This is a genomic window from Sphingobium sp. CR2-8 (assembly GCF_035818615.1).
Lineage (GTDB): Bacteria > Pseudomonadota > Alphaproteobacteria > Sphingomonadales > Sphingomonadaceae > Sphingobium.
In genome coordinates this window covers 2,304,160-2,329,194 of record NZ_JAYKZY010000002.1, presented here as the reverse complement: position 1 = coordinate 2,329,194, position 25,035 = coordinate 2,304,160, and the positions used below count along the sequence as shown (strand labels likewise).

Here is a 25,035-nt window from a genome sequence, read left to right as displayed (position 1 = left end):
ATGCGCTGGCCGCGCGGTAAGACATCGGGACGTTCGAACGCGAAATGGGCGGTGGGCAGCTTCGCGCTGGCGCTGGCGCTGCCCGTCGTGGCGCAGCAGGCACCCGAATCGCTGTTGCCGCCCGGTTTCGGCGACGCCCCCGAAGCGCCCGCGCCCCGTGCCGAGCGGCCCGCGCCGAGCGGTCCTGCCGTGGCGCGCCCGCCCAGCGCCGCGCCTCAATCCTCTGCCGCAACGGTGCAGCCGCTCAATCCCGCGATGCCGCCCGACCTTTCGCTGGTGCAGGCGGCGCAGAATGAAGCCGCCGAAGACGCGCTGACGCCAGAGGAAATCGCGGCGCAAAAGGCGAAATACGACCTGCCCGACACGGCGCGGCGCTCGCTCGACCGGATCGGGCCGCTGACGCCGCAGACGCGCGGGCTGGAACCGGATGCCTTCGGCGGACAGTCCGGCAAGTTCCTAGCGGCGCTGATGAAGGAGACGCATGCGCCGATCGTGTCGCGCTGGGCCTCCATCCTGCTGCGCCGAACCCTGCTGAGCGCGGTCGATACGCCGCGCGATATCAATGGCGCAGACTGGGCGGCGGAGCGCGCCTGGCTGCTGCTGCGCATGGGCGAGGCGGACAATGCGCGGCTGATGGTCCAGAGCGTCGATTCCGACCGTTATTCCCCGCGCCTCTATGCGATTGCGATGCAGACCTATCTGGCGACCGCCGATCCGGCGGGCCTGTGCCCGTTATCGGCAGGCGCGCTGCGGTTCAGCAAGGAGCCGGGCTGGGACATGACGCGGGCGATCTGTCCGGCGTTGTCGGGGGACCAGGGCACGTCGAGCGGCGCGCTCAATCAGGCGCAGCGCAAGGGCGTGGTGCGCGGGATCGATTATCGCCTGGCAGAAAAAGTGGTCGGCACCGGGTTCAACGCGCGCCGATCGGTGAAGATCGAATGGGACGGCGTCGATCGGCTGACCGCGTGGCGCTACGGCCTGGCAACGGCGCTGAATGTCGAAATTCCCGAAGCGCTCTATGGCACGGTCGGCCCGCATGTGCGGGCGTGGGAAGCGCGCGCGCCTGCGCTGACCGCGTTGCGGCGGCGGCCGGGCGTCGAGATCGCGGCGCGGCTGGGCGTGATTTCGAACGCTGCGCTGGTGGGTTTCTATGGTCAGATCGGCACCGATGGCGATGCGCCGTCGGACGTTGCCGACCGGATCAATTCGCTGCGCACCGCCTATAGCGGATCGACCGTGGGCGACCGGATCGGCGCGATGCGCAATTGGTGGGGCGACAATGGCAAGCCCGATTATCTGGGGCTGATCGCGACGGCGCGCGCCGCCGCGGCGCTGCCGGTGGCGCAGGCGGACGCGCAGGATGCGGCCAATCTGGTCGCCGCCATGCTGACCGCGGGCTATGACCGCAACGCCGCGCGCTGGGCGCGGGCGTCGGGACAGATGGACGGCGCGGGCGCTTTGCAATTCTGGGCGCTGCTGGCGGTCGGTGCGCCCAGCCCGGTGGTGGACATCAGCGCCAGCCGGGTGTCCGACTATGTCGGCGACGCGGGCGCGGCCAAGGGCCGGATGCTGATCGCGGCGCTGGCGGGCCTGTCGCGCCTGTCGGGCGACGAGGGTGCATCGCTGGCGCGCGACAATGGCTTCGCGCTCGACGCGAACAGCCGCTGGGCGCGCGCGATCGGCGCGGCGGCGCAACGGGGCGAGAAGGGCACGGTCGCCTTGCTGGCCGCCGTCGGCATGCAGGGCAATGACTGGAGTCGCCTGCCGGCCGGGCACCTCTATCATGTCGTGGCGGCGCTGCATCGCGTGGGGCTGGACCCCGAAGCGCGGATGATCGCGGCCGAGGCGATCAGTCGCGCCTGACATGACGCAGGGCGATCATGGGACAGGATGACGTCGGCCTGATCGACCGCTTCCTGGAGATGATGGCGGCGGAACGCGGGGCGGCGCGCAATACGTTGCTGGCCTATCGTACCGACCTGAATGGCGTTGGCGAAATGCTGGGCGGTTTGGCCGGGGCGAGCAAGGACGGTCTGGGAACGCTGGCGGCGGCCTGGGCTGAACTGGCGGCGTCGTCCGTCGCGCGCAAGGTCTCCGCCCTGCGCGCTTTCTACGCCTTTCTGGAGGAAGAGGGGCTGCGGGCCGACAATCCCTCCGCCGCGCTGCCGCGTCCCGCGATGCGGCGGTCGCTGCCCAAGATATTGTCGGTGGCCGAGGTCGATCGCTTTTTCGCCACCATCGCCGAGCGGCTGGCGGTCGAGCATCCCGCGCGGCAGGACCTGCGGCTCGCGGCGCTGATCGAACTGCTCTACGGATCAGGGCTGCGCGCGACCGAACTGGTGTCGCTGCCGCGCCGGGCGCTGGCGAGCGATCGGCCCTTCCTGATCCTGAAGGGCAAGGGCGCGCGCGAGCGGCTGGTGCCGATATCGGATCGAGCGCGGGCCGCCGTCGCGGCCTGGTTGCCGCATGTGCCGGTGGACAGCGCGTGGCTCTTTCCATCGGGCAAGAGCCATCTAAGCCGCATCCGCCTCTATCAACTGGTCAAGGCGCTGGCGGGCGCAAGCGGGATCGCGCCGGAGCGGGTTAGCCCCCATGTGCTGCGTCACGCCTTCGCCACCCATTTGCTGGAGGGCGGGGCGGATTTGCGCGCGCTGCAATCGATGCTGGGCCATGCCGATATCGGGACGACGCAAATCTATACCCATGTCGACAGCCGGCGGCTGGTCGAACTGGTGAACAGCCGCCATCCGCTGGCGGGGATGAGCCCCAAGATCACGCACCCTCAAGTTGACGGCGACGCCACAGCGCCTTAACGCACGGGCCATGGTAAGCTTTCTGGAATTCGAAAAGCCGATCGCGGAGCTGGAAGCGCGCATCGTCGAGCTGCGCGCGACCGCCAGCGTGGGTGACATCAACATCGATGGCGAGATCGCGACGCTGGAGCAGCGCGCGGCCAAGCTGTTGTCCGACACCTATGGCAAGCTGACGCCCTGGCAGAAGACGCAGGTGGCGCGGCATGCCGAACGCCCGCACTTCAAGGATTATGTCGCGGGCATGTTCGACAATTTCATGCCGTTGGCCGGCGACCGCGCCTTTGGCGACGATCAGGCGATCATCGGCGGCTTCGCGACGCTGGGCGAGCGCAAGGTGATGGTGATCGGCCATGAAAAGGGCGACGACACCGCCAGCCGGGTGCGCCACAATTTCGGCATGGCCAAGCCGGAAGGCTATCGCAAGGCGATCCGCCTGATGGAACTGGCCGACCGGTTCGGCCTGCCGGTCGTGTCGCTGGTCGACACGTCGGGCGCCTTCCCCGGCGTGCAGGCCGAAGAGCGTGGCCAGGCGGAAGCCATCGCCCGCTCGACCGAAGCCTGTCTGAAACTGGGCGTGCCGATGGTTGCGGCCGTGGTGGGCGAAGGTGGCTCCGGCGGCGCGATCGCGCTGGCGGCGGCGAACCGCGTGCTGATGTTCGAACATGCCATCTATTCGGTGATCTCGCCCGAGGGGTGCGCGTCGATCCTGTGGCGCACCGCCGACAAGGCGAGCGATGCGGCAACAGCCATGCAGGTGACGGCGCAGCATCTGAAAAGCCTGGGCGTGATCGACCGCATCGTGGCCGAGCCTGTGGGCGGCGCGCATCGCGACCCGGTGCAGGCGATCGCCAATCTGGGCGAGGCGATCGAGGCGGAGCTGGATGCGCTCGACGGCCTTGGCGCCGATGCGCTGCGCACCGACCGGGCGGACAAGTTCCTCGCCATCGGGGCTTGAGGGGTCAGGACTGAACTAGACCCCAGCCTTCGCCGGGGAACGGTGATGGGGATGCGTCCAACCGCTGGCTTTTCCGGAACGGCTCGGGATTTTCATCGTTACGTAGGGGTAACGTCGAGGGTGGAGAGACGATGAACTGGAAGATGAAGCTGGGCTGCACGAGTGCGGCGCTGGTAGCGGTGGCAAGCGCGCCCGTGGTGATCGGGCAGCAGCGGGCTATTCGCACCGTGTCCTCGATCAGCGCGCAGGACAAGGCGAGCGGCGCGAAGCAGCATCCCGAACTGCTCAATGAATTTGGCGGCGCCTATGTGGGGCCACAGGCTAAATATGTCGAAGGCGTGGGCCGTCGCATCGCCGTGCAGTCCGGCCTGTCCAATGCGCAGGGCGACTTCACCGTGACCCTTCTCAATTCGCCGGTGAATAACGCATTCGCGATTCCGGGTGGCTATGTCTATGTCACCCGCCAGTTGATGGCGCTGATGAACGACGAGGCGGAACTGGCCGGTGTGCTGGGTCATGAAGTGGGCCATGTCGCGGCCCAGCATGGCCAGCGGCGGCAGAAGACGGCGCAGCGCAATGCCGTGGGCGGCGCGCTGCTGGGCGCGCTGGCCGGGGCGCTGCTGGGCGATTCGGGGCTGGCGGGACTGGTGGAGAAGGGCATCGGCACCGGCAGCCAGTTGCTGACGCTCAAATTCTCCCGCAGCCAGGAATATGAAGCCGACGATCTGGGCATCCGTTACCTGGCGAGCGGCGGCTATGATCCGCGCGCCCTGTCGGACATGTTGGCGTCGCTGGCCGCGCAGAGCGATCTGGATGCGCAGGTGGCGGGGAATGCGCGGTCGATGCCCGAATGGGCGAGCACCCACCCCGATCCGGGCGCGCGGGTCCAGCGGGCGGCGGACGGCGCTGCTGCAACGCGCGTCACCAGCACGGTGCGCAATCGCGATGCGTTCCTCAACGCCTTGGATGGCGTGCTCTATGGCGACGATCCCAAACAGGGCGTGATAGACGGCAACCGCTTCCGCCATCCCGACCTGCGGCTGAGCTTTGCTGCGCCCAGCGGATTCGCCATGGAAAACAGCGCGGCGGCGGTGTCGATCACCGGGTCGGGCGGGCAGGCGCAGTTTAGCGCGGCACCCTATTCGGGTAATCTGGCGACCTATATCAACGGCGTCTTCGCCAAGATGGGCGGGGGACAGGGCGGCGTGCCGGAGGGGGACGTCAATCGCACGACCGTCAACGGCCTGCCTGCCGCCTATCGCACGGTTCGCGCCTCCACCCAGTCGAGCCAGGTCGATGCGACCGTCTTCGCCTATGATTTCGGGGGCGGGAAAGCCTATCATTTCCTGTTGCTGACGCCGGCGGGGCAGGGGGTCGGCCCGTTTACGCCGATGCTCCAGTCGATGCAGCGGCTGAGCGCGCAGGACGCCGCGGCGATCAAGCCGCGCCGGGTCGATGTGGTCGCCGTCAAGGCGGGCGACACGGTCCAGTCGCTGGCCAAGCGCATGGCCTATACCGATTTTCCGCTGGAGCGGTTCCTGACCATCAACGCGCTCAGCCCCAATGCGACGCTGCGGCCGGGCCAGCGGGTGAAGATCGTCACCTGGTGACGCAGCAGCATGCGAAACGAAAAGGGGCGGCGGACCGAAGTCCGCCGCCCCATGATCTTACAATGTGAAGGGCTTACTTCAGGTTGCCCGAAACATTGTTGAAGGTGCCGCCGAGCTTGGTGCCCAGGCTGGTCATCGCGCCGATGGCAGCGACGGCGATCAGAGCGGCGATCAGGCCGTATTCGATCGCGGTGGCACCCTTTTCATTCTTCAGCATCTTACGGACGAACTTCATGTGACGTCTCCTTAAATAGATTTCAGCGTTCAACTACCCGGCCGCCCCGTATGAATTTCTGTGGTCAGCAAGGAACGAATTAGACGTGCTCGGTTGAGAAACTCTTAATGTCAGTATCGGCACTGTCAGAAATTGATGGTTAATGCTTGGTTACTTCGTTTGCGACGTTGTTCCACATGCCGGTCGTCTTGTTGGCGACGTTGTTCAGAGCGACGATCATGGCGAGCACGATCATCGCGATAATCAGCCCATATTCGACCGCAGTCGCGCCGCGCTCGCAGCGCAGCAGCCCCGATCGGGCCAGCATTTCAAGCAGCGCGCGCATAAAGTCCCCGTTTGGCTACAGACAGTCCCCGATGAACATGTAAAGGAAGCAGGGTTAACAAAGCCCTCCCGACTGGACCGATATGCTCTCAAACTCTCCCCTGCTGGTGGTCGCCGTGGCCTTGGTCGACGCCGACGGCCGCGTGTTGTTGCAGGAGCGTCCGCCGGGCAAGGCGATGGCGGGCCTGTGGGAGTTCCCCGGCGGCAAGGTGGAGCCGGGCGAGACGCCGGAAGCGGCGCTGATCCGCGAACTGGAAGAGGAACTAGGGATCGAGACCCATGCCAGTTGTCTGGCGCCCGCGACCTTTGCGAGCGAGGCGCTGGGCGACCGGCATTTGCTGCTGCTGCTTTACGTCTGCCGGAAATGGACGGGGATAGCGCAGGCGCGGCATGCGACAGCGCTGCAATGGCTGCGCCCCGCGCAAATGTATGCGCTCGACATGCCGCCTGCGGACCTGCCGCTGATCGGACTGCTTGAAGCACTGTTGTAACGCAAAGGGGCGCCCCGCAGGACGCCCCTTTACATATCGTTCCCCGGCCCGCGCCGGGGAACAGCGATTACCGCCCAGGCAGGAAGATCAGTCTTCCTTCGCCTTGCTCTGCAACTGGACATAGTTCTGGATGCCCATGCGCTCGATCATTTCGAACTGGGTTTCCAGCGTATCGACATGTTCTTCCTCGCTTTCGAGGATATATTGGAACAGGTCGCGGCTGACGAAGTCGCGGATGCTTTCGCAATAGGCAATCGCGTCGCGCAGCACGGGCAGCGCTTCATATTCCAGTTCGAGGTCGGACTTGAGAATCTCCTCCACCGTCTCGCCGATCTTGAGGCGACCGAGCAGCTGAAAATTGGGCAGGCCGTCGAGGAAGAGGATGCGTTCCGCCACCTTGTCCGCATGCTTCATCTCGTCGATGGATTCTTCATATTCGAACTTGGCCAGCTTCTCGATGCCCCAATGGTTGAGCATGCGATAGTGGAGGAAATATTGGTTGATCGCGGTCAGCTCGTTCTTGAGCACCTCGTTCAGATATTCGATGACCTTGGCGTCGCCTTTCATGGCGCTGTACTCCGGCAATGGGGGATGCCGGTTCGTATATCGTTTCGGACGCGCGCTGTTAAGCGAAAAACCCTAGGAAATCAGGGGTTTTTTCCTGCGCTATTGCGTGATGATCGCGACTGCCGGATGCGGCTGATTCGCAATCCTGTCAGGCCGACGCGCGCTCTGCGGCGATGATGGTCCGGGCGAAGGGGACGCACTGGCCGCATTTGGGGCGGCGGCCATATTGGGCATAGGCGCTGCACGGCGTGTCGGCGCCATTGCGCGCCGCTTCCCGCAGGTCTTTTTCACGAATCGCATTACAGATGCAGACGACCATCGAAGACATTCTCCTGTAAAGTCACAGGTAGCGCGTCTGATAATGGGTCGCAATAGTAATCAATCGCTTTTGCGAATCTTTTGCGGCCGACCGTGGATCAGGCTGCGCCACAGCCATTCGACCGGACCCATGGCGAATCGGGCGGCATAGGGTTTCGACCAGGCCAGCATCATCACCCAGCCGCCCAGCACGAACAGCGGCAGCAGCGCCGGGGGCAAATGCGCGAACAGGCCGAGGCCCCAGCCGTAGAAGATCGCGGTCATGACCAGGCTGGTGGCGAGATAGTTGCTGAGCGCCAGTCGCCCGGCCGCCGCCAGCCGATCGACCAGCGGGTGGGTGCGATGGCGGGCCACCAGCCAGAGGATGAGCGCGGCCCAGCCCACCGTCAAAGGAATGCGGAATGGGAGCGACCAGGCGAGCGCGACGCCATAGGCGGGCAGCGGGGCGAAGCCGCTCCATGCCACCCACAGCGCCAGCGCGGCCATGGGCGGGACGCCGATCAGGAAGCAATGGCGGGCGGTGCGCCGATATTGCTCCGCATCCCAACGGCCGATGAGGAAGCCGCCCTTGAGCATCGCCATGCCCAGCAGCATGAAACCCATCGTCTCGAACGCGGTGAACAGGAATCCCCAGAGCCATTCGCCGGGCAGGCCGACCAGTTTATGCTGGATGATCGCGCCGAAGCCGCTGCGATAGGTGGCGATTTCCGCCTGGGTCGTGGGGCTGGCGGGATCGGACAGGGCGGCCATGAAGGTCGCATAGCCTTCGCGCAGGGGCAGGTCCGCGCCGGGTGCGGCGGCGGCATGGCCCCAGAGATAGAGGCTGGCGATGAAGGCCGCGACCAGCAGGAACTGCGCCAGGAAGAAGAGCAGCGCGCGCTTCACCAGCGCGAAGGGTTCGAGCCCCACGAACAGCAGCGCGAACAGGCCGACCAGCGCATAGACGCGCAGGATGTCGCCCCACCAGAGCAGCAGGAAATGGGCGCAGCCGATGACGAACAGCCAGCCCGAGCGGATCATCTGCGCCCGTCGCCCGTCGCGCCCGGCCATTTCCTCCCGATCGATCAGCAGCAGCATCGACGCGCCAAACAGCAGGGCGAACAGGCCGCGCATCTTGCCATCGATGAAGATCAGGCTGACTGCCCAGGCGGCGATGTCCGCAGGCGATGGCGGCCCCGCGACCGCCGGGTTGAAATAGGCGTTTTGCGGCAGGGCGAAGGCGGTGATGTTCATCCACAAGATGCCCAGCACCGCGCAGCCGCGCAGCACGTCCATGGCGGGAATGCGGGGGGAGGCGGTCATGGGCGAAGTTCCTGCAAAGGGGCTGGTCAGAAAGCCAAGGCTCTGCCATCCGCCTAGCCATGAACGACCGCTCCAGGCAATGGCGCAAGCAACGAATAAGCGACGCCTTCGGCGCGGCGGCGGCGCATTATGATGGGCATGCCGGGCCGCAGCGGCTGGCGGCGACGCTGGTCGCGGACCTCGCCTACAGGCAGAAGCCCGATGGGATCGCGCATATCTTAGAGATCGGGTGTGGCACCGGGTTTCTGACGCGCGACATTCAGGGGCGCTGGCCCGGCGTGGACCTGATGGCCACCGATATTTCGCCCGGCATGCTGGAACAGGCGGCATCGAACGGACGGGTGGCGGGGCGGTTCATGACGATGGATGGCGAAGCGCCACCGTTCGAGGGGCCGTGGTTCGACCTCATCCTGTCGAGCCTGGCCTTTCAGTGGTTCGACGATCTGGGCGGGGCGATCGCCCGGCTGGCGGAGTTGCTGCGGCCCGGCGGCAGCCTGATCTTTTCCACCATGGGGCAGGGGAGTTTCGCGCGCTGGCGCGCGGCGCATGCGGAATGCGGGCTGGTGGCGGGGGTGCCGGACTATCCGTCGCTCGATGCGTTGCGCGCTATGTTGGGCGGGCATGACGACGCCTTTGCCTTTGACGAGACCTATCCGTTGGCCTGCAAGGGCGCGCGCGGGCTGATCGCGCATCTCAAGGGAATCGGGGCGGTGGTGCCCCAGGAGGGACGCAAGCCGCTGGGCCCGGGTGATCTGCGACGGGTGATGACGGCGTTCGAGGCGGAGGGCGGGACCGACAGCTATCAGGTCCTGTTCGCGCGCATCACCCGGCCCGGGGCGTGACAATCGGGCTGAGGCACCATTGACGGCTTAACTTCGCACATTTCCCGCTAATCGTGAAATATCGTTGCTCCGGCATGATCCTATCGAAAAGCGAGAGGGCCATTATGCTGCGACGATGGCGTGTAGGACAGCCTGCGCCCCTATAGTCATAGGGGAGATATTGTGTGGCGCAGCTTGGTCTGTCATTTCAGCTGTGTGACGACTTCATCCTTCATCATCCGCCGGGCAGAGCCTGCCGATGCCGTGCCGCTCTCCGCCCTCAAGCTGGCGGCGTTTCGCGAGACGTTTCTCGACGGCTTCGCCATTCCCTACCCGCCCGCCGACCTCGCCCTGTTCGAGGCGGACAGCTATGGCGCGGCGACGGTGGCGCGGGAACTGGCCGATCCGACGCATGCGACCTGGGTCGCGGAGACGGCCGATGGGCAGTTGCTGGCCTATGCGCATGTCGGGCCATGCAAATTGCCGCATCCGGAGGCCTCGACGGAGCAAGGGGAGTTGTATCAGTTGTATGCGCGCAATGCCGCGCAGGGGCAGGGCGTCGGCCGGGCGTTGATGGACGTGGCGCTGGACTGGCTGGCGGCGGAAATGCCGGGGCCGGTGTGGCTGGGCGTATGGTCCGGCAACGACCGCGCGCTGGCGGTTTATGAGAAGCGCGGCTTCGTGAAGGTCGGGGGCTATGGCTTTCCGGTCGGGACGTGGACGGACCGGGAGTATATATTGCGGCGGGGTTAGTGGAGGGGCTGTTGCGCGCCGCTACCGCCGATGCATCTGGGATGACATAGACTGTTCCCGGCGCAGGCCGGGGTCCAGTTCTTAGCGTGGGACTGGACCCCGGCCTGCGCCGGGGGGACGGTGTATGAAGCCGATACCTCAGTGGCGCCGTTCGCCGCTGGCGAGACGATAAGCCAAAGCGCAATATTTGCCGTTTCGCGACCGTTAGACAGGCTCAGTTCGAAGCGACAGCGGGCAACCCTAAAGTTCGCTGTCCATCAGCGCCGGGAAAAAGCCTTCATGCGCGGTGCGCAGCGTGTCGAGCGCCACGCCTGCGACGCTGTCGCCGCCGACGGTGCCGATCTTCACGGCGCTCGGGATATCGACGCCCGCTGGCGCGGTGACGACATAGCGGCCCTGGTCTTCGCCAAAGGCCGATGCGGTGGTCATCGCGATGTCCAGCGTCGCGCCGACCTTGCCCGCCAAGGCCATTTCCGCGATCGTGACGATCAGGCCGCCGTCGCTGATGTCGTGGACGGCGTTGACCGTGCCGTTGGCGACCAGCGCGCGGACGGTGTCGGCGTTGGCGCGTTCGACGGTCAGGTCGACCTTGGGCGCGTCGCCCGCCTCGCGGCCTGCGATTTCGCGCAGCCAGATGGACTGGCCGAGGTGGGTGCCTTCGCCGCCGATCAGCCAGATCGCGTCGCCTTCCTGCTTGAACGCGACCGTCGCCATCACGTCCACGTCCGCCAGCAGGCCGATGCCGCCGATCGCCGGGGTCGGCAGGATCGCCGAGCCGCCGCCGGTAGCCTTGCTCTCATTATAGAGCGAGACATTGCCCGACACGATCGGGAAGTCGAGCGCGCGGCAGGCGTCGCCCATGCCCTCCAGGCAGCCGGTCAGCTGCGCCATGATTTCGGGGCGCTGCGGGTTGGCGAAGTTCAGGCAGTTGGTGACCGCCAGCGGCGTCGCGCCGACGGCGGACAGGTTGCGATAGCATTCGGCGATCGCCTGCTTGCCGCCTTCATAGGGGTCGGCATAGCAATAGCGCGGCGTGCAATCGGTGCTGATCGCAATGCCCTTCTGGCTGCCATGGACGCGTACGACGGCGGCGTCGCTACCGGGGCGCTGCACCGTGTCGGCGCCGACCATATGGTCGTACTGTTCCCAGATCCAGCGACGGCTGGCGATGTCGGGGCTGCCCATCAGGGTGATGAGGTCCGCGCCGATATCCGCGCTTTCGGCGATGTCGCCCAGCGGCTGGACCTGCGACCAGATCTTATATTCGTCCTTCGGCATGGACGGACGGTCGTAGAGCGGTGCGTCGTCGGCCAGCGGGGCGAGCGGGATGTCGCACACCGTTTCGCCCTTGTGGATCAGGACCATGCGGCCGGTGTCGGTGACATGGCCGATGACGGCGAAGTCCAGTTCCCACTTTTTGAAGATCGCTTCGGCGAAATCCTCGCGGCCGGGCTTCAAGACCATCAACATGCGCTCCTGCAATTCGGAGAGCATCATTTCATAGGTGGTCATGCCGGTTTCGCGCTGCGGCACGTCGTCCATGTTGAGCTGGATGCCGACGCCGCCCTTCGACGCCATTTCTACGCTGGAGGAGGTGAGGCCCGCCGCGCCCATATCCTGGATCGCGACGATCGCGTCGGACGCCATGAGTTCCAGGCAGGCTTCGATCAGCAGCTTTTCGGTGAAGGGGTCGCCGACCTGCACGGTGGGGCGCTTGGCGTCCGCGTCGTCGCCGAAGTCTGCGCTCGCCATCGTCGCGCCATGGATGCCGTCACGGCCGGTCTTCGACCCGACATAGACGATCGGGTTGCCGATGCCGCTGGCGGCGGAATAGAAAATCTTGTCGGTGTCGGCGACGCCCACGGTCATCGCATTGACCAGGATATTGCCGTCATAGGCGGGGTGGAAATTCACTTCGCCGCCCACGGTCGGCACGCCCACGCAATTGCCGTAGCCGCCGATGCCATGCACGACGCCCGCGATCAGATGCTTCATCTTGGGATGATCGGGGCGGCCGAAGCGCAGCGCGTTCATGTTCGCGACCGGACGCGCGCCCATGGTGAACACATCGCGCAGGATGCCGCCGACGCCGGTCGCCGCGCCCTGATAAGGTTCGATGTAGCTCGGGTGGTTGTGGCTCTCCATCTTGAAGATCGCCGCCTGACCGTCACCGATGTCGACCACGCCGGCATTTTCGCCGGGGCCGCAAATCACCTGCGGACCCTTGGTCGGCAGCTTCATCAGGTGGATCTTGGAGGATTTGTACGAGCAATGCTCCGACCACATGACCGAGAATATGCCCAGTTCCGTCAGGTTCGGCTCGCGGCCGATCGCCTTCAATACGCGGTCATATTCTTCCGGGCTGAGGCCATGTTCGGCGACGACTTCCGGGGTGATCTGGGTGGCGGTGTTGGACATGAGCGCGCCTTTAGCGGGGCCGTGGGCGGAGAGCAATGGCGGCGTGCGGCCGCGCGCGGAATATGGCGGGGGGCATGTGCCGGCACGTATTTGCGCGGCTGTAAGGTGTTCGTTAATGTTTCAGAAGAACAATGAACCTCGGCGGGGTGGCGATTCGGCAGAGATCGGGAGGCCACAAAGAGGTACAGGGATGAAGGGGATCGACTTCTTCTATTTTTCCAGCCGCTGCCGCAAGCAGCGGTTGATGGAGCAGGCGTCCAAGTCGGAACGGGCGAAGGCAGCGCATCGATCGCTGGCGAAGGCCTATGCCGATCGGGCCGCCAAGGCGATGTTCAGCAACGATTGACGCGACCGCTTTGCGGTCCTGTCCCATGAAAAAGGCCGGACCTTTAGGGGAGGTCCGGCCACTTCATGCCCGCGCATCCATGGGCGCGGAAACGGGGATGATGTCTTTAGACGTGGCAGGCCTGGGCGCTCTTGCCCGGCACGGTGATGGTGACCTCGTCACCCGATCCCTTGACCTCATAGCCGCCCTCGGCGGTGAAGGGCTGGCCTGCTTCGGCGGCCTTGAGCGAGGTGGCGGTGCCACCCTTTTCGGTACGCAGCAGGGCGGTCTTGTCGTCGCTCATAAAGTCGACGAAGATCAGGCTGTTGTCCTTGCAACGGAACTGCTTGTTCGCCTTGACCGAAGGCGGCAGTTCGACCGGCGCGGCGTTGGCGAGCTGCGCCGCCATCGGGTCGGCAGGGCCGCCGACGACTTCGGGTTCGTCATTCTTGTTGCAGGCCGACAGCAGGGCAACGCTGGCGACGGCGATCAGGGGGAAATAATGTTTCATAGCGATCCTTTTATGTGCATGCGCAACATGGTGCGTCAACGCAAAACTGCGCACTTCCCGCCATGCCCCCTGAAATCGGGGCATGACGCCTTGATGACGCAGCCGGTATGAATGGCGCATTGCAGCGACTATCGGCTGCGGTTCGCCATAAATGGCGGGGCCGGACTTGACCGGCGACGTGGCGGCGGCCAATGCAAGGGGCATGGCTGAGGATATTTCCACCCCCGATCCCGCAACCCTGTCTTTCGAGGATGCGCTGCGCGCGCTGGAAACGATCGTCCGGCGACTGGAAAGCGGCGACGTGCCGCTCGATGAATCGATCTCGCTCTATGCCAAGGGCGAAGAGCTGCGCAAACGCTGCACCGAACGGTTGCAGGCGGCCGAAGCGCGGATCGCCAAGCTGACGGTCGACGCTAATGGCGCGGTGACCGGCGCCCAACCCTTCGGCGCGGATTGATCGTCGTGGCGGGGGGCCGCACGGCGGACGGCGGGGGCGCCTCCGCAACTTCGCTGGTGACGGCGCGGGCGAGCGAGGTCGCAGGTGATATCGATGCGGCGTTCGACCGGCTGCTCGCCGTGCCGCCCGACGCGCGCGCGCGGCTGTATGAGGCGATGCGCCATGCCGCGATCGGCGGGGGCAAGCGCTTGCGGCCTTTGCTGGTGCGGGCGACGAGCGACCTGTTCAACATCTCACGCGAATCGGCGCTGTGGGTCGGCGTCGCGGTCGAGTGCATCCATGTCTATTCGCTGATCCATGACGATCTGCCCGCGATGGACGATGACGACATGCGCCGCGGCAAGCCGACCGTGCACAAGGCCTATGACGAAGCCACCGCGATCCTGGCGGGCGATTGCCTGCATGACCTGGCGTTCGACGTGCTGGCGGGGGAGGATGCGCATCCCGACCCGTTCGTGCGGATCGAACTGGTCAAGGCATTGGCGACCGCCAGCGGCCCGGCGGGCATGGCGGGCGGGCAGATGATGGACCTGGAGGCGGAGAAGACCCGTTTCGACCTCGCCACCGTCACGCGGCTCCAGAATCTCAAGACCGGCGCGCTGATCGAATTTTGCGTGGAGGCCGCCGCGATCATGGCGCGCCTGCCGCATGAGGCGCGCGTCGGCCTGCGTGGCTATGCCCGCGACATCGGCCTCGCCTTCCAGATCGCCGACGATCTGCTGGACGTGGAGGGCGACGCGGCGCTGGCGGGCAAGGCGCTGGGCAAGGATGCGGCGGCGGGCAAGGAGACGTTCCTGTCGCTGCTGGGCGTGGAGCGCGCGCGCGAACAGGCGCATCTGCTGGTCGCGCAGGCCAAGGCGCATCTGCATGGCTATGGCGCGGAGGCGGACCTGCTGCGCGCCATAGCCGACTATATCGTGGAGAGGGATCGCTAACGTCATGAGCACACAGCGTATCGGCGTCTATCCGGGCACGTTCGATCCCGTGACGTTGGGCCACATGGATATCATCCGGCGCGGCGCGAAGCTGGTCGACAAGCTGGTGATCGGCGTCACCACCAATATCGCCAAATCGCCCATGTTCACCGACGAGGAACGGCTGGATATGGTGCGGCGCGAATGCGTGGACATCGACACCGAAATCGTCGTGACCGGCTTCAATTCGCTGCTGATGGACTTTGCCGAATTGCAGCATGCCAGCGTCATCATCCGGGGCCTGCGCGCCGTCGCGGACTTCGAATATGAATATCAGATGGCGGGCATGAACCAGCAGATCAACGACCGGATCGAAACCGTTTTCCTGATGGCGGACGTGTCGTTGCAGCCGATCGCGTCGCGCTTGGTCAAGGAAATCGCGCTTTATGGCGGGCCGATCCAGAAATTCGTCAGCCCCACCGTGCGCGACGAAGTGGCGGCACGGGTCGAAAAGATCGGGCGCAAGGGCGGGATTTAAGCGGGGCTTTGGCAGCCCCTTTTCCGGTTTCAGCCTGCGTTCAGTTGCCAATCGCGATCAGCGCGCTATCAGGGCGGCTTGGCCCCGGGCATCAAGATATCAAGGAACTCCTACCCCATGCGTTTCACTTGCGCGCTCAAGACCGTCGCGATCGGCTTCGCCCTTACCGCGTCCGGCGTGGCCTTTGCCCAAGGCGGGGGCGGCAAGGCCGACGAAATGAAGAAGGCGGAAGCCGCCGTGCGGGCGCAGGATAACGCCAAGTCGCTGGGCACCGACCTGACGCCCAAGCTGCCGCCGGCGACCGTGCCGGCCGATCCGCAGAATATCTGGGATCTGGACCTGTCGAGCGGTGGCCGCGTGCGCATCCAGCTGCGGCCCGACATCGCGCCCACCCATGTCGAGCGGATCAAGGAACTGACGCGCCAGGGCTTTTACAATGGCCTGAAATTCCATCGCGTCATTCCCGGCTTCATGGCGCAGGGCGGCGATCCCAAGGGCGACGGCACCGGCGGTTCGCAGCTGCCCGACCTCAAGGCCGAATTCAATCCGATGCCGCATCTGCGCGGCACCGTGTCGATGGCCCGCGCCCAGAGCGAGGACAGCGCCAACAGCCAGTTCTTCATCGTGCTGCTGCCGCGCATGCAGCTCGACAAGAAATATACCGTCTTCGGCCGCGTGATCGACGGCATCCAATATGTCGACGCGATCCATGAGGGCGAGCCGCCCGCAGACCCCACCGTGATCCTGCAGGCGTCGATCGAAAGCGACGGCAAGCCGCCCGTCACTGTCGCGCCGACCCCGCCTGCGCCGCCGGTGTCGATCATCGACAAGCCCGCGCCCAAGAAGCCCGCCGCCAAGAAGCCGGTGGCCGCAAAGTCCGCACCCAAGAAGAACTGAGCCGGTTCGCCCGGACCACTGCCATGCGCGTAGATTTGTTCGATTTCGACCTGCCGACCGAGAATATCGCGCTCCGGCCCGCATCGCCGCGCGACAGCGCCCGGTTGCTGCTGGTGCCCGGTGCCGACGCCATGCAGGATCATGTCGTATCCGACCTGCCGTCGCTGCTGCGCGCGGGCGACGTGCTGGTCTTCAACGACACGAAGGTCATTCCGGCGCAACTGGAAGGCCTGCGGGGCGAAGCGCGGATCGGCGCGACGCTGCACAAGCGGCAGGGCCTGCGCCAGTGGCAGGCGTTCCTGCGCAATGCCAAGCGGGTGCGCGCGGGCGACCGGATCGATTTCGGGGCGGGCGTGACGGCCATCGCCGGGCCGCGCGACGAGGATGGCGGGGTCACGCTGGATTTCGAAGGCGACGAGCCGGTCGAGATTTTGCTGGAACGGGCGGGGCGCATGCCGTTGCCGCCCTATATCGCCAGCAAACGCCCGACCGACGAGCGCGACCGCAGCGATTACCAGACCATGTTCGCACGGGAAGACGGCGCGGTCGCCGCGCCGACTGCTGCGCTGCATTTCACGCCGGACCTGATGGTGGCGCTCGCCGCTGCGGGCGTATCGATGCATACGCTGACGCTGCATGTGGGCGCGGGCACCTTCCTGCCGGTCAAGGCGGACGATACCGACGATCATCGCATGCATGCCGAATGGGGCCGGATCGACGCTGCGACGGCGGACCGCCTGAACGCCGCGCGGGCCGCCGGGGGGCGGCTGATCGCGGTCGGCACGACGTCGCTACGCCTGCTGGAAAGCGCGGCCGACGAAGACGGGATACTCCGCCCCTTCGCCGACGAAACGCGCATCTTCATCACGCCGGGCTATCAATTCCGGGCGGTGGACGGCCTGATGACCAATTTCCACCTGCCCAAATCGACCCTGTTCATGCTGGTCAGTGCGTTGATGGGGACGGAGCGGATGCAAGCTGTCTATGCGCATGCCATAAAAAGCGGATACCGCTTCTACAGCTATGGTGACAGCTCGCTCCTGCTGCCGGACCGGTCGCTTTAGCGACGCACCGCTTTGCGGGCCAGGCTGACGAGGCCATAGCCGATGGCGGCGAGCGTGCCCAATTTGGCGACGGTCTTGACCGCGCCCGATGCCGCATAGCCCAGGACTGCGCCCTTCACACCGCTGTCGCCGTCGCGGCGATCGATGGCTGCGCCGATGGCCGTGCCCACGATATTCTTCATGCCAGTCTCCTTATGTTGCAGAGGCGAAGCGAGTCATGGCGGCGAAAGTTCCGCTGGCCGCTCCAGCCGCGCCTTTGGTTCGCAATTGAAACCTTTTGCGTTTCAAGCGTTTATTCAGCCAGAGGGATCAAGGATATGACCATGGAGATTGCTTTCGGAACGGCCCGTCCGTCTTTCGCCAAAGGATATAGCCCGCTCTATCATGCGGGCGGGACCAATTGCTGCCCGTCCTGCACGCGCCAGCAGTGGATCGTGGGCCGCATGGTCGCCGAATGCGCCTTTTGCGGGACGGCCCTCCCGCTCGAACAGTTCAGCACTTACAGCGCCAGTCCGCGCTTCGCCTGCAACGGACCTAGCGATGATGGCCTGCCGGAACGCTTGCGCCCGGTCGCCTGACGATCAGGTGCGGCCGACGAACAGGAAGCCGACCGCGCCCATGATGCAGGCGAAGGCGGCCAGATGACGCCAGTGCAGCGGTTCGCCCAACACGGTCACCATGAAGCCGCCGAAGATGATGAGCGCGATCGCTTCCTGCGCTACCTTGAGCTGTCCCGCGCTCCAGCCCCCGGCATAGCCGATGCGGTTGGCGGGCACGGCCAGGCAATATTCGAACAGCGCGATCCCCCAGCTGATCAGGATGACCAGCAGGATCGGCTTGTCCATCCCGCCTTTGAGATGCCAATACCAGGCGACGGTCATGAAGAGGTTGGACAGGACGAGCAGCAGGATGGTCGGCATAGGCGTGTCTTACACCAAATCTATCTGATGACGCTATAATCTGTTCCCCGGCCTGCGCCGGGGAACGGTATGGATTGGGAGGCTCTGAACTCGATCGCCCTGATTGGGAGCGCATAGGAAAAGGCCCGACCGTCATGGCCGGGCCTTTCCTTCAAATCCACCGCTATTAGCGATAGCGGGTGCCGCTATAGCTGCTGGCGCTGCTGCTGCTCGCGGAGCCTTCGCTGCTCCAATCGCTTTGTTGCTGGTTGCGATCGCCGAAAAGGGCGTTTTGTTCGCGCTCGACACGCCAGGCGTCCTGTGCCTGTTCTGCCGTCTTTTCCAGCGTCACCTTGGTCGCGTCGACCGACTTGATCCAGCTGGACGGGATCGAGTGATGGACGCCACCGGCATCGGCGTCGCTTTTGGTCAGGATGATGCGGTCGCCGCGCAGCTTGTCGACGGTGCCGACATGTTCGCCATCGCTGCCCACGACCTCATGATGTTCGCGGACCTGGTTGATCGCCTGCCGCTGTTCGCTGCGGCGAGTGCGCCATGTGCCGAATTCGCTGTTGAAGCGGTCGCGATGTTCCCGCTGATATTCGGCATAGTCACGGTCCAGCTCGTTCAGCCGCTCCTGACGCCAGGCCTGATAATTGCTGTCGTGATGGACGCCATAATCCTCGCGCGGGCCGAAGGTGCGGTCGTCGCCTCGATCCTGGTTGGCATAGCCGCTGCGCTCGCTCGTGAAGGGCGTAAAGCCGCTGTTGGGCACATAGTCCCGCCGCGCGGCCGATGCGTAGCCCAGTCGACTCGACTGGTCGCGCGGGTCGCCATAGCGGCGGTTATAATATTCGTCATATTCGCGGCGGCGTTCCGCCTCTTCATCGCCGAACCAGCTGCGCACTTCGTCGCCCGCCCGGTCCAGGAAGCCGCGATCCTCGGGGTCGTAGTCGCTGGGCCCACGGCGATAGTCGCCGCCGCCGAACTGGCCGCGCGTGCCATAGCGATAGCTGCGGTCGTCGCGTCCATAATCGCGCTGCCCGCGATAGCGATCGCCGCCGCGATCCAGATTGCCGGAATATCGATCGTCGCCACCATAGCGGCGGCCGCCTTGATAACCCATCGTCCTTCTCCTTCTTCTTGCAGCAACGCCTGCACGGCGTCGACGGGGGATCAATGAGCGGATGGAGCCATCGTTCCGGGCGTTACGCAGGGGTAATGTCCCGCCTGTCGGGCGGCTGGTCGCGCAGGATTCGTCCATGATCCCAGACGCTTGATCCAGATCAGAAAGTGACGCGCCATTTTGTGCAAAAGACTGTTGCAAGGGCCAAATCGCTATCCTATAGGCAGCGCTCCTTCGGGGGCCTTAGCTCAGCTGGGAGAGCGCGTCGTTCGCAATGACGAGGTCAGCGGTTCGATCCCGCTAGGCTCCACCAACCCCTCCCAGGGTTGGACCGCAAGGACTTTACCGTAGGCGCCGGACGCGCCTAGAGCGGTTTCCATGACAGATGAAGCAGATACGGCCGACGCCGGGCGTCCCGCCGCCACGCTGGTGATCGTGCGCGATTCGCAGGACGGGCCACCCGACCTGCTGATGCTGGAACGGGCGTCCACCATGGCGTTTGCGGCGGGCGCACTGGTCTTTCCCGGCGGCGCGGTGGATGCGGGCGATCATGACCTGGCGGCGCGGATCGATCATGGCCTGGCGGCGGACGAGGCGGCGGCGCGGATCGCCGCCATTCGCGAGACGATCGAGGAAAGCGGCCTTGGCATCGGGCTGACCGGCGTGATCGATGCGGCGGTGGTGCTGCGACTGCGCGACGGGCTGCATGACGGGCGGACGCTGGGCGACCTGCTGGGCCGGCACGGGCTGGGCGTGGCGCTGGACGAGCTGACGCCCTTCGCGCGCTGGCACCCCGCTCCGTTCGAAGGGGCGCGGCGGATATTCGACACCCGCTTCTATCTGGCGCGCGCGCCACAGGGGCAGATGGCGAGCGTCGACACGACGGAAAATGTCCGGCTGTTCTGGAGCAGCGCGGCCGCCACGCTGGCGATGGCCGATGTGGGCGCGGCGCAGGTGATTTTCCCCACCCGGCGCAATCTGGAGCGGCTGGCGCAATATGGCAGCCATGCCGCGCTGGTCGCCGATGCATTGGCCCATCCGGTCGACAAGATCCGGCCGTGGCTGGAGGAGCGGGACGGGCAAACCCATCTCTGCATCCCCGATCATCTGGGCTATCCCGTCACGGCGGAACCGATGGACCGGGTCCGGCGTGTTTAGGGCATGCGCGCCCTTCACCTGACCATTCGCCGCCTTGTCCTGCTGGGCGGTTTCCTCTGCCTGTTGCTGCTGGGCTATGCCGCACTGCGGCAACGGCCGCAGGATCTGCCCTGGACCGACCTCAGCCTGGATCAGCCGATCGGGCTGTTCACCGGGCGCAAGCTGGCGGCGCTGACCGGCGACGCGGCGCAGTGCCAAGCGCTGCTCGACCGGGCGGGGGTGGACTATGTCGCGATGAAGCCGGGCGGGACGGGCCAGTGCCGCTATGCCGACGCGGTGCGGTTGCGGGCCGACGCCGAAGCGATCACGCTGGCGCCTGCGGCCGTCGCGCCATCCTGCCCGGTCGTCGCGGCGCTGAAATTATGGGAATGGCAGGTGGTGCAGCCCGCCGCCCAACGCATCTACGGCACCTCCGTGCGCAGCATCCGCCATTTCGGCAGCTATAGCTGCCGCCGCATCTATGGGCGAAGCCAGGGCGATTTCAGCGAACATGCCACTGCCGACGCGCTCGACGTGACGGCCTTCGTGTTGAAGGATGGGCGGCAGGTCAGCGTGCTCAAGGACTGGAAAGGGGAGGGCAGGGACGCCGACTTCCTGCGCGCGGTTCGCGACGGGGCGTGCGGCCTGTTTTCGACCGTGCTGTCGCCCGATTATAACGCCGCGCATCGCGACCATTTCCACCTGGACCAGGCGGAGCGCGGCGCGATGGGGGGCGGGCCTGTCGGTGAGGCAAGCTTTGCAAAACCGTCATGCTGAACTTGTTTCAGCATCCATCGTGCCACGGGTCCGGACGACGCGGTCAAGGGACTAACGGGAAGTACAAAGCCGGGCAAACGACCGACGACCCCGATACCGACAATGCGGGTTGAGAAATGGATGCTGAAACAGGTTCAGCATGACAGCGCCGCCTAAATTATTGCCCGAACCGCGCATCCCGCGCCAGCGCCACCGCTTCGCGCGCGGCCGCCAGCAAAGCGCCGCTCTTCGCCTCGCATTCGCGCTGCTCATATTCGGCGGTCGAATCGGCGACGATGCCCGCGCCGGCCTGGACATGCATGATGCCGTCCTTCAGCACGGCGGTGCGCAGGACGATGCAGCTGTCCATATTGCCGTCCGGCCCGAAATAGCCGACGCCGCCAGCATAGGCACCGCGCGTTTCCGGCTCCAGTTCGGCGATGATCTCGCAGGCGCGGACCTTGGGCGCGCCCGATACGGTGCCCGCCGGGAAGCCCGCGAACAGCGCGTCGATCGCATCCTTGTCCGCGCGCAATCGGCCCACGACGTTGGACACGATATGCATGACATGGCTGTAGAATTCGACGGTATAGCTGTCGGTCACGGTCACGCTGCCCGCGCTCGCCACGCGGCCGACATCGTTGCGGCCCAGGTCCAGCAGCATCAGATGCTCGGCCCGTTCCTTGGGATCGGCGAGCAGGCTTTCGCGATTGGCGGCGTCCTCGACGGCGTTCCTGCCGCGCGGGCGGGTGCCCGCGATCGGCCGGATCGTGACTTCGCCATCGCGGGCGCGGACCAGGATTTCGGGCGACGAGCCGATCAGCGCGAAGCCGGGCAGGTCGAGATAATAGAGGAAGGGTGACGGGTTGATCCGCCGCAACGCGCGATAAAGGGCGATCGGCGGCAGGGTGAAGGGGCTAGTGAAACGCTGCGCCAGCACGACCTGAAAGATATCGCCCGCGACGATATAGTCCTTCGCCCTGTCGACCATCTGCGCATAGCGGCCCGGCGCCAGCACCGGCGTGACCGCGACGTCGGCGATGTCGGCAGGCGCGGGAACGCTGGGCAGCGGCGCGGCCAGACGCGCGGCGGTGGCGTCGATCCGCTCCAGCGCTTGCTCGATCGCCCGGTCCGCGTCGATAAAGCTGCCCTTCCACACCGGCGCGACCAGATAGAGCGCGTCGGCCAGCCGATCGAACACCAGGATGACGGTGGGGCGCACGAACAGCATGTCGGGCACGCCGATGGGGTTGGCGGCGGGGCGGTGGAGTTTTTCCACCAGCCCGACCGTCTCATAACCGAAATATCCGACCAGACAGGCGAGCGCAGCGGGCAGCGCCGGGTCCATCGCCGCACGGCATTCGGCGACCAGCGCGCGGAGCGCCGCCAATGCGCCGCCATCCTGCGCCACGAAGGCGTCGCGGTCGCTCGCCCATTGGCGGTTGATTTCCGCCTGCTCACCGTTGGCGCGAAAGACGAGGTCGGGGGCCAGGCCGATCAGGCTGTGGCGGCCGCGCACCGCGCCGCCCTCCACCAATTCGAGCAGATAGTCGCCCCGATCCGGCTCGAACAATTTCAGCGCAGCGGAGATCGGCGTGTCGGTGTCGGCGATCTGTCGCCGCCACACCAGCGCCGATTCGCCGCGCGCCAATGCCGCACGCGCTGTCGCTACGCCGTCCGCCGTCCCCCGGTCGCCGTCATCTTACTGTTCGCCGCTGTTCGTGGCGGCCAGTGCGCTGCGGACCTGTTCCACGGCCTTCGCGTTGCGGGTGACGCCCAGATCCTTTTCGACCGCGCGCTCGAACTGCTGGCCATATTCCTGGCCCACCACTTCGGCGAGCTGGGTACGGACCTGGTTCAGCAATTCGGGCTGGCCCTTGGCGTCGCCGCGCTCGATCTTGTTCAATTGCACCACGAAATAGCCGCGATCCTGACCGATCGGCAGCGTCTTGACCGTGTTCGCCGCCATCGAAAAGAGAATGGCGACCTCGGCCGGGGGACGCTGCTCGCCGCGCATGATATCGGCGCGGCGGCCGCCCAGCGTCTGCGCCGGGGGCAGCTTCACGCCCGCCTGCGCGATGGCATCGGCCAGTTTTGCGCCCTTGGCGACCTTCGCCTGGATCTGTTCGGCCAGCGCCTTCGCCTTCAGATTGCCGGCATTGAGCTTATATTGCGCCAGCACCAGCTGTTTGACCTCGGCCAGCGGCGGCGGGGCGGCGGCGACGATGTCGCCCGGGGCGGCCAGCGCATAGCGCTTGTCCGGGGTGATCGGGATCAGCTGGGCGTCATCGTCCGCGCTCATCGCAAAGACGGGGGCGAGCAGCGGTTGCAGGTCCGGCCCGGCGGTGAAGGCGGCGTCCTTGACCTGCTTGCCGGTCGACACGACCAGCGGGCTTGTTTCCAGCTTCAGGCCGTTATCCTTCACCACTTCCTCGAAGCTGTCGCCATTGCCGACCTGATCCTCGATCTTGCCGGTGAAGTCGGTCAGCAGCTGTTTTTCCTTCTGCACGCGCAACGCCGCGACGATCTCCTCACGCGCCGCGGCGATCGAACGGGCAGGGGTCTCCTTCGCTGCCGTGACGCGCAGCAGCAGCCAGCCCAGCGACCCGCGCACCGGGCCGATCAGATCGCCCTGCTTGCCCGCAAACGCCGCGTCGGCGACGGCCTTGCCCGCCGACGCAGTGAGCGCCTCGCGGCTCTGGTCGGTCAGCGTCGATACGGCGAGGCCTGCGCCCTGCGCGGCGGCGGCCAGCGACTTGCCGCCCTTCACCTGGTCGGCGATAGCCTTGGCCGCCGCCTGCGTCGGCAGGACCAGTTGTTCGACGCTGCGCTGCTGCTTGGCGGCGTAGGCGGCCTTGTTCTGGTTGTAATAGGCGCTGATCTCCGCGTCGGTCGGCGCGGCGGCCTGCGCGAAGCGTTCGGCGTCGATCACGGCGTAGCGAATGCGGCGCTGTTCTGGGATCGTGAAGCGGCTGGCGTTCTTCTTGTAATAGTCGGCCAGTTGCGCATCGGTGGGGTTCTTGTCGTCGAGGAAGGCGACGGCAGGAATTGCCGCGACCGTGCCCTGGCGCCCTTCCAGCAGGAGCGAGGCATAGGGCATGACCATGCTGTCGGTCAGCTTGACGCCCAGGCCCACCGGGGCGAGCAGCTGGCGCTGGAGGATTTCGCGGCTGATATCGTCGCGCAGCGCCTGCTCGGTCAGCCGTTCGCGCACCAGCAGCGCCCGGAAATTCTCGTTGCTGAACTTGCCGGCCGCATCCTGAAAGGCGGGGATCTGCGCGATCTGCGCGTCCACCAGACGCTTGGAGATATGGACGCCCTGCTGATCGGCAAAGGCGCGCAGCGTCAGCGACGCCACCAGCTGGTCGAATACCTGTGCCGCGCCGCCCTGCGCAAAGAAGTCGCCGATCTGGAGGCCCGGATTGGACCGCCGCGCATTTTCGAACACGCGCTGGACGCGGTCCTGAAACTCGTTCTGGCTGAGCGTCAGGCCCTTCGCCTTCGCCGCGGTGCCGCCACCGCCGATCGACCCGCCGAACTTGCCGCTGGTCAGATCCCCCATGATGAAGGCCGCGGCGATCACCCCCAGGAAGAGGACGGCGAAGATCGCGCCGAATTTCGATCGGATGAAGCTGCGAAAGACAGAAAGCATGGGGGTTCCAGAATAGCGGCGATATGGCGGCCCGCTTTAAGGGCGGATGCGCGTCGCGGCAAGGCTTGGGCTGGACAAATGCGCGAGCGCCGTTCATCGCCCTGTATCAGCGCCGGACGATCCGGGGAGACGCGCCTCGATAAGAGGGACGC

At 65.8% G+C, this 25,035-nt stretch carries 27 protein-coding genes, 1 tRNA gene and 1 pseudogene; 17 read left to right on the top strand and 12 right to left on the bottom strand.

Annotated elements, in window-relative coordinates:
- The 4 genes from U5A82_RS15270 to U5A82_RS15255 all read left to right on the top strand — a co-directional run bounded on the left by U5A82_RS15270 (position 1) and on the right by U5A82_RS15255 (position 5,378).
- The gene (locus U5A82_RS15270; protein WP_326291687.1) at positions 1–1,863 is read left to right on the top strand and encodes a hypothetical protein; all 1,863 of its coding nucleotides are present in this window, start codon (positions 1–3) and stop codon (positions 1,861–1,863) included.
- Between the two features lie 17 nt (positions 1,864–1,880).
- Positions 1,881–2,813, top strand: a complete 933-nt coding sequence (locus U5A82_RS15265; RefSeq protein WP_326291686.1) for a tyrosine recombinase — start codon at positions 1,881–1,883, stop codon at positions 2,811–2,813.
- A 10-nt stretch (positions 2,814–2,823) separates the two neighbouring features.
- Positions 2,824–3,768 (top strand): acetyl-CoA carboxylase carboxyltransferase subunit alpha, encoded by a 945-nt coding sequence (locus tag U5A82_RS15260; protein ID WP_326291685.1) that lies wholly within the window; start codon positions 2,824–2,826, stop codon positions 3,766–3,768.
- Positions 3,769–3,899: 131 nt separating this feature from the next.
- The gene (locus tag U5A82_RS15255; RefSeq protein WP_326291684.1) at positions 3,900–5,378 is read left to right on the top strand and encodes a M48 family metalloprotease; all 1,479 of its coding nucleotides are present in this window, start codon (positions 3,900–3,902) and stop codon (positions 5,376–5,378) included.
- Between the two features lie 73 nt (positions 5,379–5,451).
- On the opposite strand, the gene U5A82_RS15250 is transcribed toward U5A82_RS15255, so the two are convergent.
- Together U5A82_RS15250 and U5A82_RS15245 are read right to left on the bottom strand one after the other, a co-directional pair.
- Complete coding sequence (locus U5A82_RS15250; RefSeq protein WP_326291683.1) at positions 5,452–5,613, bottom strand: Flp family type IVb pilin; 162 nt, start codon at positions 5,611–5,613, stop codon at positions 5,452–5,454.
- A gap of 139 nt (positions 5,614–5,752) precedes the next feature.
- A complete protein-coding gene (locus U5A82_RS15245; protein ID WP_326291682.1) occupies positions 5,753–5,938 on the bottom strand; it encodes a Flp family type IVb pilin in 186 nt (61 codons plus the stop codon).
- Positions 5,939–6,020: 82 nt separating this feature from the next.
- On the opposite strand from U5A82_RS15245, the gene U5A82_RS15240 reads away from it, so the two are divergent.
- Positions 6,021–6,428, top strand: a complete 408-nt coding sequence (locus U5A82_RS15240; RefSeq protein ID WP_326291681.1) for a (deoxy)nucleoside triphosphate pyrophosphohydrolase — start codon at positions 6,021–6,023, stop codon at positions 6,426–6,428.
- 87 nt (positions 6,429–6,515) lie between these two features.
- On the opposite strand, the gene bfr is transcribed toward U5A82_RS15240, so the two are convergent.
- The 3 genes from bfr to U5A82_RS15225 form a co-directional block, all read right to left on the bottom strand.
- Entirely contained in the window at positions 6,516–6,995 is a 480-nt protein-coding gene (bfr, locus tag U5A82_RS15235) for a bacterioferritin (protein WP_088185415.1), read from the bottom strand.
- 148 nt (positions 6,996–7,143) lie between these two features.
- Positions 7,144–7,314: a (2Fe-2S)-binding protein gene (locus U5A82_RS15230; protein WP_326292959.1), complete on the bottom strand. Its 171-nt coding sequence runs from the start codon at positions 7,312–7,314 to the stop codon at positions 7,144–7,146.
- A 59-nt stretch (positions 7,315–7,373) separates the two neighbouring features.
- Positions 7,374–8,615, bottom strand: a complete 1,242-nt coding sequence (locus U5A82_RS15225) for a DUF418 domain-containing protein (RefSeq protein WP_326291680.1) — start codon at positions 8,613–8,615, stop codon at positions 7,374–7,376.
- Between the two features lie 59 nt (positions 8,616–8,674).
- Between U5A82_RS15225 and U5A82_RS15220 the strand changes: the two genes are divergently transcribed.
- Both U5A82_RS15220 and U5A82_RS15215 read left to right on the top strand, forming a co-directional pair.
- Positions 8,675–9,457: a methyltransferase domain-containing protein gene (locus U5A82_RS15220; protein WP_326291679.1), complete on the top strand. Its 783-nt coding sequence runs from the start codon at positions 8,675–8,677 to the stop codon at positions 9,455–9,457.
- A gap of 195 nt (positions 9,458–9,652) precedes the next feature.
- Entirely contained in the window at positions 9,653–10,189 is a 537-nt protein-coding gene (locus U5A82_RS15215) for a GNAT family N-acetyltransferase (protein WP_326291678.1), read from the top strand.
- 240 nt (positions 10,190–10,429) lie between these two features.
- On the opposite strand, the gene purL is transcribed toward U5A82_RS15215, so the two are convergent.
- On the bottom strand, positions 10,430–12,607 hold the full coding sequence (gene purL / locus U5A82_RS15210) for a phosphoribosylformylglycinamidine synthase subunit PurL (protein WP_326291677.1): 2,178 nt from the start codon (positions 12,605–12,607) through the stop codon (positions 10,430–10,432).
- A 190-nt stretch (positions 12,608–12,797) separates the two neighbouring features.
- Here purL and U5A82_RS15205 point away from each other — a divergent pair, with 190 nt between their 5' ends.
- Positions 12,798–12,953 carry a hypothetical protein gene (locus tag U5A82_RS15205; RefSeq protein WP_326291676.1) on the top strand — a complete coding sequence of 52 codons (156 nt, stop codon included), beginning with the start codon at positions 12,798–12,800 and terminating at the stop codon, positions 12,951–12,953.
- A 106-nt stretch (positions 12,954–13,059) separates the two neighbouring features.
- On the opposite strand, the gene U5A82_RS15200 is transcribed toward U5A82_RS15205, so the two are convergent.
- Positions 13,060–13,443: a hypothetical protein gene (locus tag U5A82_RS15200; protein WP_326291675.1), complete on the bottom strand. Its 384-nt coding sequence runs from the start codon at positions 13,441–13,443 to the stop codon at positions 13,060–13,062.
- A gap of 202 nt (positions 13,444–13,645) precedes the next feature.
- Here U5A82_RS15200 and U5A82_RS15195 point away from each other — a divergent pair, with 202 nt between their 5' ends.
- The 5 genes from U5A82_RS15195 (at position 13,646) to queA (ending at position 17,313) form a co-directional block, all read left to right on the top strand.
- Complete coding sequence (locus tag U5A82_RS15195; protein ID WP_326292957.1) at positions 13,646–13,900, top strand: exodeoxyribonuclease VII small subunit; 255 nt, start codon at positions 13,646–13,648, stop codon at positions 13,898–13,900.
- A 5-nt stretch (positions 13,901–13,905) separates the two neighbouring features.
- The gene (locus U5A82_RS15190) at positions 13,906–14,835 is read left to right on the top strand and encodes a polyprenyl synthetase family protein (RefSeq protein ID WP_326291674.1); all 930 of its coding nucleotides are present in this window, start codon (positions 13,906–13,908) and stop codon (positions 14,833–14,835) included.
- Between the two features lie 4 nt (positions 14,836–14,839).
- A complete protein-coding gene (coaD, locus tag U5A82_RS15185; protein WP_326291673.1) occupies positions 14,840–15,352 on the top strand; it encodes a pantetheine-phosphate adenylyltransferase in 513 nt (170 codons plus the stop codon).
- A 117-nt stretch (positions 15,353–15,469) separates the two neighbouring features.
- Positions 15,470–16,249, top strand: coding sequence for a peptidylprolyl isomerase (locus U5A82_RS15180; RefSeq protein WP_326291672.1), 780 nt, complete (start codon positions 15,470–15,472; stop codon positions 16,247–16,249).
- A gap of 23 nt (positions 16,250–16,272) precedes the next feature.
- Positions 16,273–17,313, top strand: coding sequence for a tRNA preQ1(34) S-adenosylmethionine ribosyltransferase-isomerase QueA (queA, locus tag U5A82_RS15175; RefSeq protein WP_326291671.1), 1,041 nt, complete (start codon positions 16,273–16,275; stop codon positions 17,311–17,313).
- On the opposite strand, the gene U5A82_RS15170 is transcribed toward queA, so the two are convergent.
- Entirely contained in the window at positions 17,310–17,495 is a 186-nt protein-coding gene (locus U5A82_RS15170; protein ID WP_326291670.1) for a hypothetical protein, read from the bottom strand. The genes queA and U5A82_RS15170 overlap by 4 nt on opposite strands.
- A 141-nt stretch (positions 17,496–17,636) precedes the next feature.
- On the opposite strand from U5A82_RS15170, the gene U5A82_RS15165 reads away from it, so the two are divergent.
- Entirely contained in the window at positions 17,637–17,891 is a 255-nt protein-coding gene (locus tag U5A82_RS15165; protein WP_326291669.1) for a hypothetical protein, read from the top strand.
- A 3-nt stretch (positions 17,892–17,894) separates the two neighbouring features.
- On the opposite strand, the gene U5A82_RS15160 is transcribed toward U5A82_RS15165, so the two are convergent.
- Complete coding sequence (locus U5A82_RS15160) at positions 17,895–18,233, bottom strand: DMT family protein (RefSeq protein WP_326291668.1); 339 nt, start codon at positions 18,231–18,233, stop codon at positions 17,895–17,897.
- A 166-nt stretch (positions 18,234–18,399) separates the two neighbouring features.
- Positions 18,400–19,338: a DUF2171 domain-containing protein gene (locus tag U5A82_RS15155; protein ID WP_326291667.1), complete on the bottom strand. Its 939-nt coding sequence runs from the start codon at positions 19,336–19,338 to the stop codon at positions 18,400–18,402.
- Positions 19,339–19,575: 237 nt separating this feature from the next.
- Here U5A82_RS15155 and U5A82_RS15150 point away from each other — a divergent pair.
- The 3 genes and pseudogenes from U5A82_RS15150 to U5A82_RS15140 all read left to right on the top strand — a co-directional run bounded on the left by U5A82_RS15150 (position 19,576) and on the right by U5A82_RS15140 (position 21,224).
- Positions 19,576–19,651: transfer RNA gene (locus U5A82_RS15150), tRNA-Ala, on the top strand.
- Between the two features lie 65 nt (positions 19,652–19,716).
- Positions 19,717–20,496: an NUDIX hydrolase gene (locus U5A82_RS15145; protein ID WP_326291666.1), complete on the top strand. Its 780-nt coding sequence runs from the start codon at positions 19,717–19,719 to the stop codon at positions 20,494–20,496.
- Between the two features lie 3 nt (positions 20,497–20,499).
- Positions 20,500–21,224, top strand: a pseudogene (locus U5A82_RS15140) (extensin-like domain-containing protein).
- 185 nt (positions 21,225–21,409) lie between these two features.
- Here U5A82_RS15140 and trpE read toward each other — a convergent pair.
- Together trpE and U5A82_RS15130 are read right to left on the bottom strand one after the other, a co-directional pair.
- Positions 21,410–22,882, bottom strand: a complete 1,473-nt coding sequence (gene trpE / locus U5A82_RS15135) for an anthranilate synthase component I (protein WP_326291665.1) — start codon at positions 22,880–22,882, stop codon at positions 21,410–21,412.
- A 51-nt stretch (positions 22,883–22,933) separates the two neighbouring features.
- Entirely contained in the window at positions 22,934–24,883 is a 1,950-nt protein-coding gene (locus U5A82_RS15130; protein ID WP_326291664.1) for a peptidyl-prolyl cis-trans isomerase, read from the bottom strand.
- Positions 24,884–25,035: the final 152 nt, after the last annotated feature.

Excerpts from the sequence above, each read along its gene's own strand:
- bfr (WP_088185415.1), bottom strand. The coding sequence starts at position 6,995 with ATGAAAGGCGACGCCAAGGTCATCGAATATCTGAACGAGGTGCTCAAG.
- U5A82_RS15245 (WP_326291682.1), bottom strand. The coding sequence starts at position 5,938 with ATGCGCGCGCTGCTTGAAATGCTGGCCCGATCGGGGCTGCTGCGCTGC.
- U5A82_RS15145 (WP_326291666.1), top strand. The coding sequence starts at position 19,717 with ATGACAGATGAAGCAGATACGGCCGACGCCGGGCGTCCCGCCGCCACG.
- U5A82_RS15130 (WP_326291664.1), bottom strand. The coding sequence starts at position 24,883 with ATGCTTTCTGTCTTTCGCAGCTTCATCCGATCGAAATTCGGCGCGATC.
- U5A82_RS15260 (WP_326291685.1), top strand. The coding sequence starts at position 2,824 with ATGGTAAGCTTTCTGGAATTCGAAAAGCCGATCGCGGAGCTGGAAGCG.
- U5A82_RS15220 (WP_326291679.1), top strand. The coding sequence starts at position 8,675 with ATGAACGACCGCTCCAGGCAATGGCGCAAGCAACGAATAAGCGACGCC.
- U5A82_RS15265 (WP_326291686.1), top strand. The coding sequence starts at position 1,881 with ATGGGACAGGATGACGTCGGCCTGATCGACCGCTTCCTGGAGATGATG.
- U5A82_RS15270 (WP_326291687.1), top strand. The coding sequence starts at position 1 with ATGCGCTGGCCGCGCGGTAAGACATCGGGACGTTCGAACGCGAAATGG.
- U5A82_RS15250 (WP_326291683.1), bottom strand. The coding sequence starts at position 5,613 with ATGAAGTTCGTCCGTAAGATGCTGAAGAATGAAAAGGGTGCCACCGCG.
- U5A82_RS15230 (WP_326292959.1), bottom strand. The coding sequence starts at position 7,314 with ATGGTCGTCTGCATCTGTAATGCGATTCGTGAAAAAGACCTGCGGGAA.
- U5A82_RS15240 (WP_326291681.1), top strand. The coding sequence starts at position 6,021 with ATGCTCTCAAACTCTCCCCTGCTGGTGGTCGCCGTGGCCTTGGTCGAC.
- U5A82_RS15160 (WP_326291668.1), bottom strand. The coding sequence starts at position 18,233 with ATGCCGACCATCCTGCTGCTCGTCCTGTCCAACCTCTTCATGACCGTC.
- U5A82_RS15205 (WP_326291676.1), top strand. The coding sequence starts at position 12,798 with ATGAAGGGGATCGACTTCTTCTATTTTTCCAGCCGCTGCCGCAAGCAG.
- U5A82_RS15170 (WP_326291670.1), bottom strand. The coding sequence starts at position 17,495 with ATGAAGAATATCGTGGGCACGGCCATCGGCGCAGCCATCGATCGCCGC.
- U5A82_RS15195 (WP_326292957.1), top strand. The coding sequence starts at position 13,646 with ATGGCTGAGGATATTTCCACCCCCGATCCCGCAACCCTGTCTTTCGAG.
- U5A82_RS15165 (WP_326291669.1), top strand. The coding sequence starts at position 17,637 with ATGGAGATTGCTTTCGGAACGGCCCGTCCGTCTTTCGCCAAAGGATAT.
- U5A82_RS15225 (WP_326291680.1), bottom strand. The coding sequence starts at position 8,615 with ATGACCGCCTCCCCCCGCATTCCCGCCATGGACGTGCTGCGCGGCTGC.
- coaD (WP_326291673.1), top strand. The coding sequence starts at position 14,840 with ATGAGCACACAGCGTATCGGCGTCTATCCGGGCACGTTCGATCCCGTG.
- queA (WP_326291671.1), top strand. The coding sequence starts at position 16,273 with ATGCGCGTAGATTTGTTCGATTTCGACCTGCCGACCGAGAATATCGCG.
- U5A82_RS15180 (WP_326291672.1), top strand. The coding sequence starts at position 15,470 with ATGCGTTTCACTTGCGCGCTCAAGACCGTCGCGATCGGCTTCGCCCTT.
- U5A82_RS15255 (WP_326291684.1), top strand. The coding sequence starts at position 3,900 with ATGAACTGGAAGATGAAGCTGGGCTGCACGAGTGCGGCGCTGGTAGCG.
- U5A82_RS15200 (WP_326291675.1), bottom strand. The coding sequence starts at position 13,443 with ATGAAACATTATTTCCCCCTGATCGCCGTCGCCAGCGTTGCCCTGCTG.
- purL (WP_326291677.1), bottom strand. The coding sequence starts at position 12,607 with ATGTCCAACACCGCCACCCAGATCACCCCGGAAGTCGTCGCCGAACAT.
- U5A82_RS15155 (WP_326291667.1), bottom strand. The coding sequence starts at position 19,338 with ATGGGTTATCAAGGCGGCCGCCGCTATGGTGGCGACGATCGATATTCC.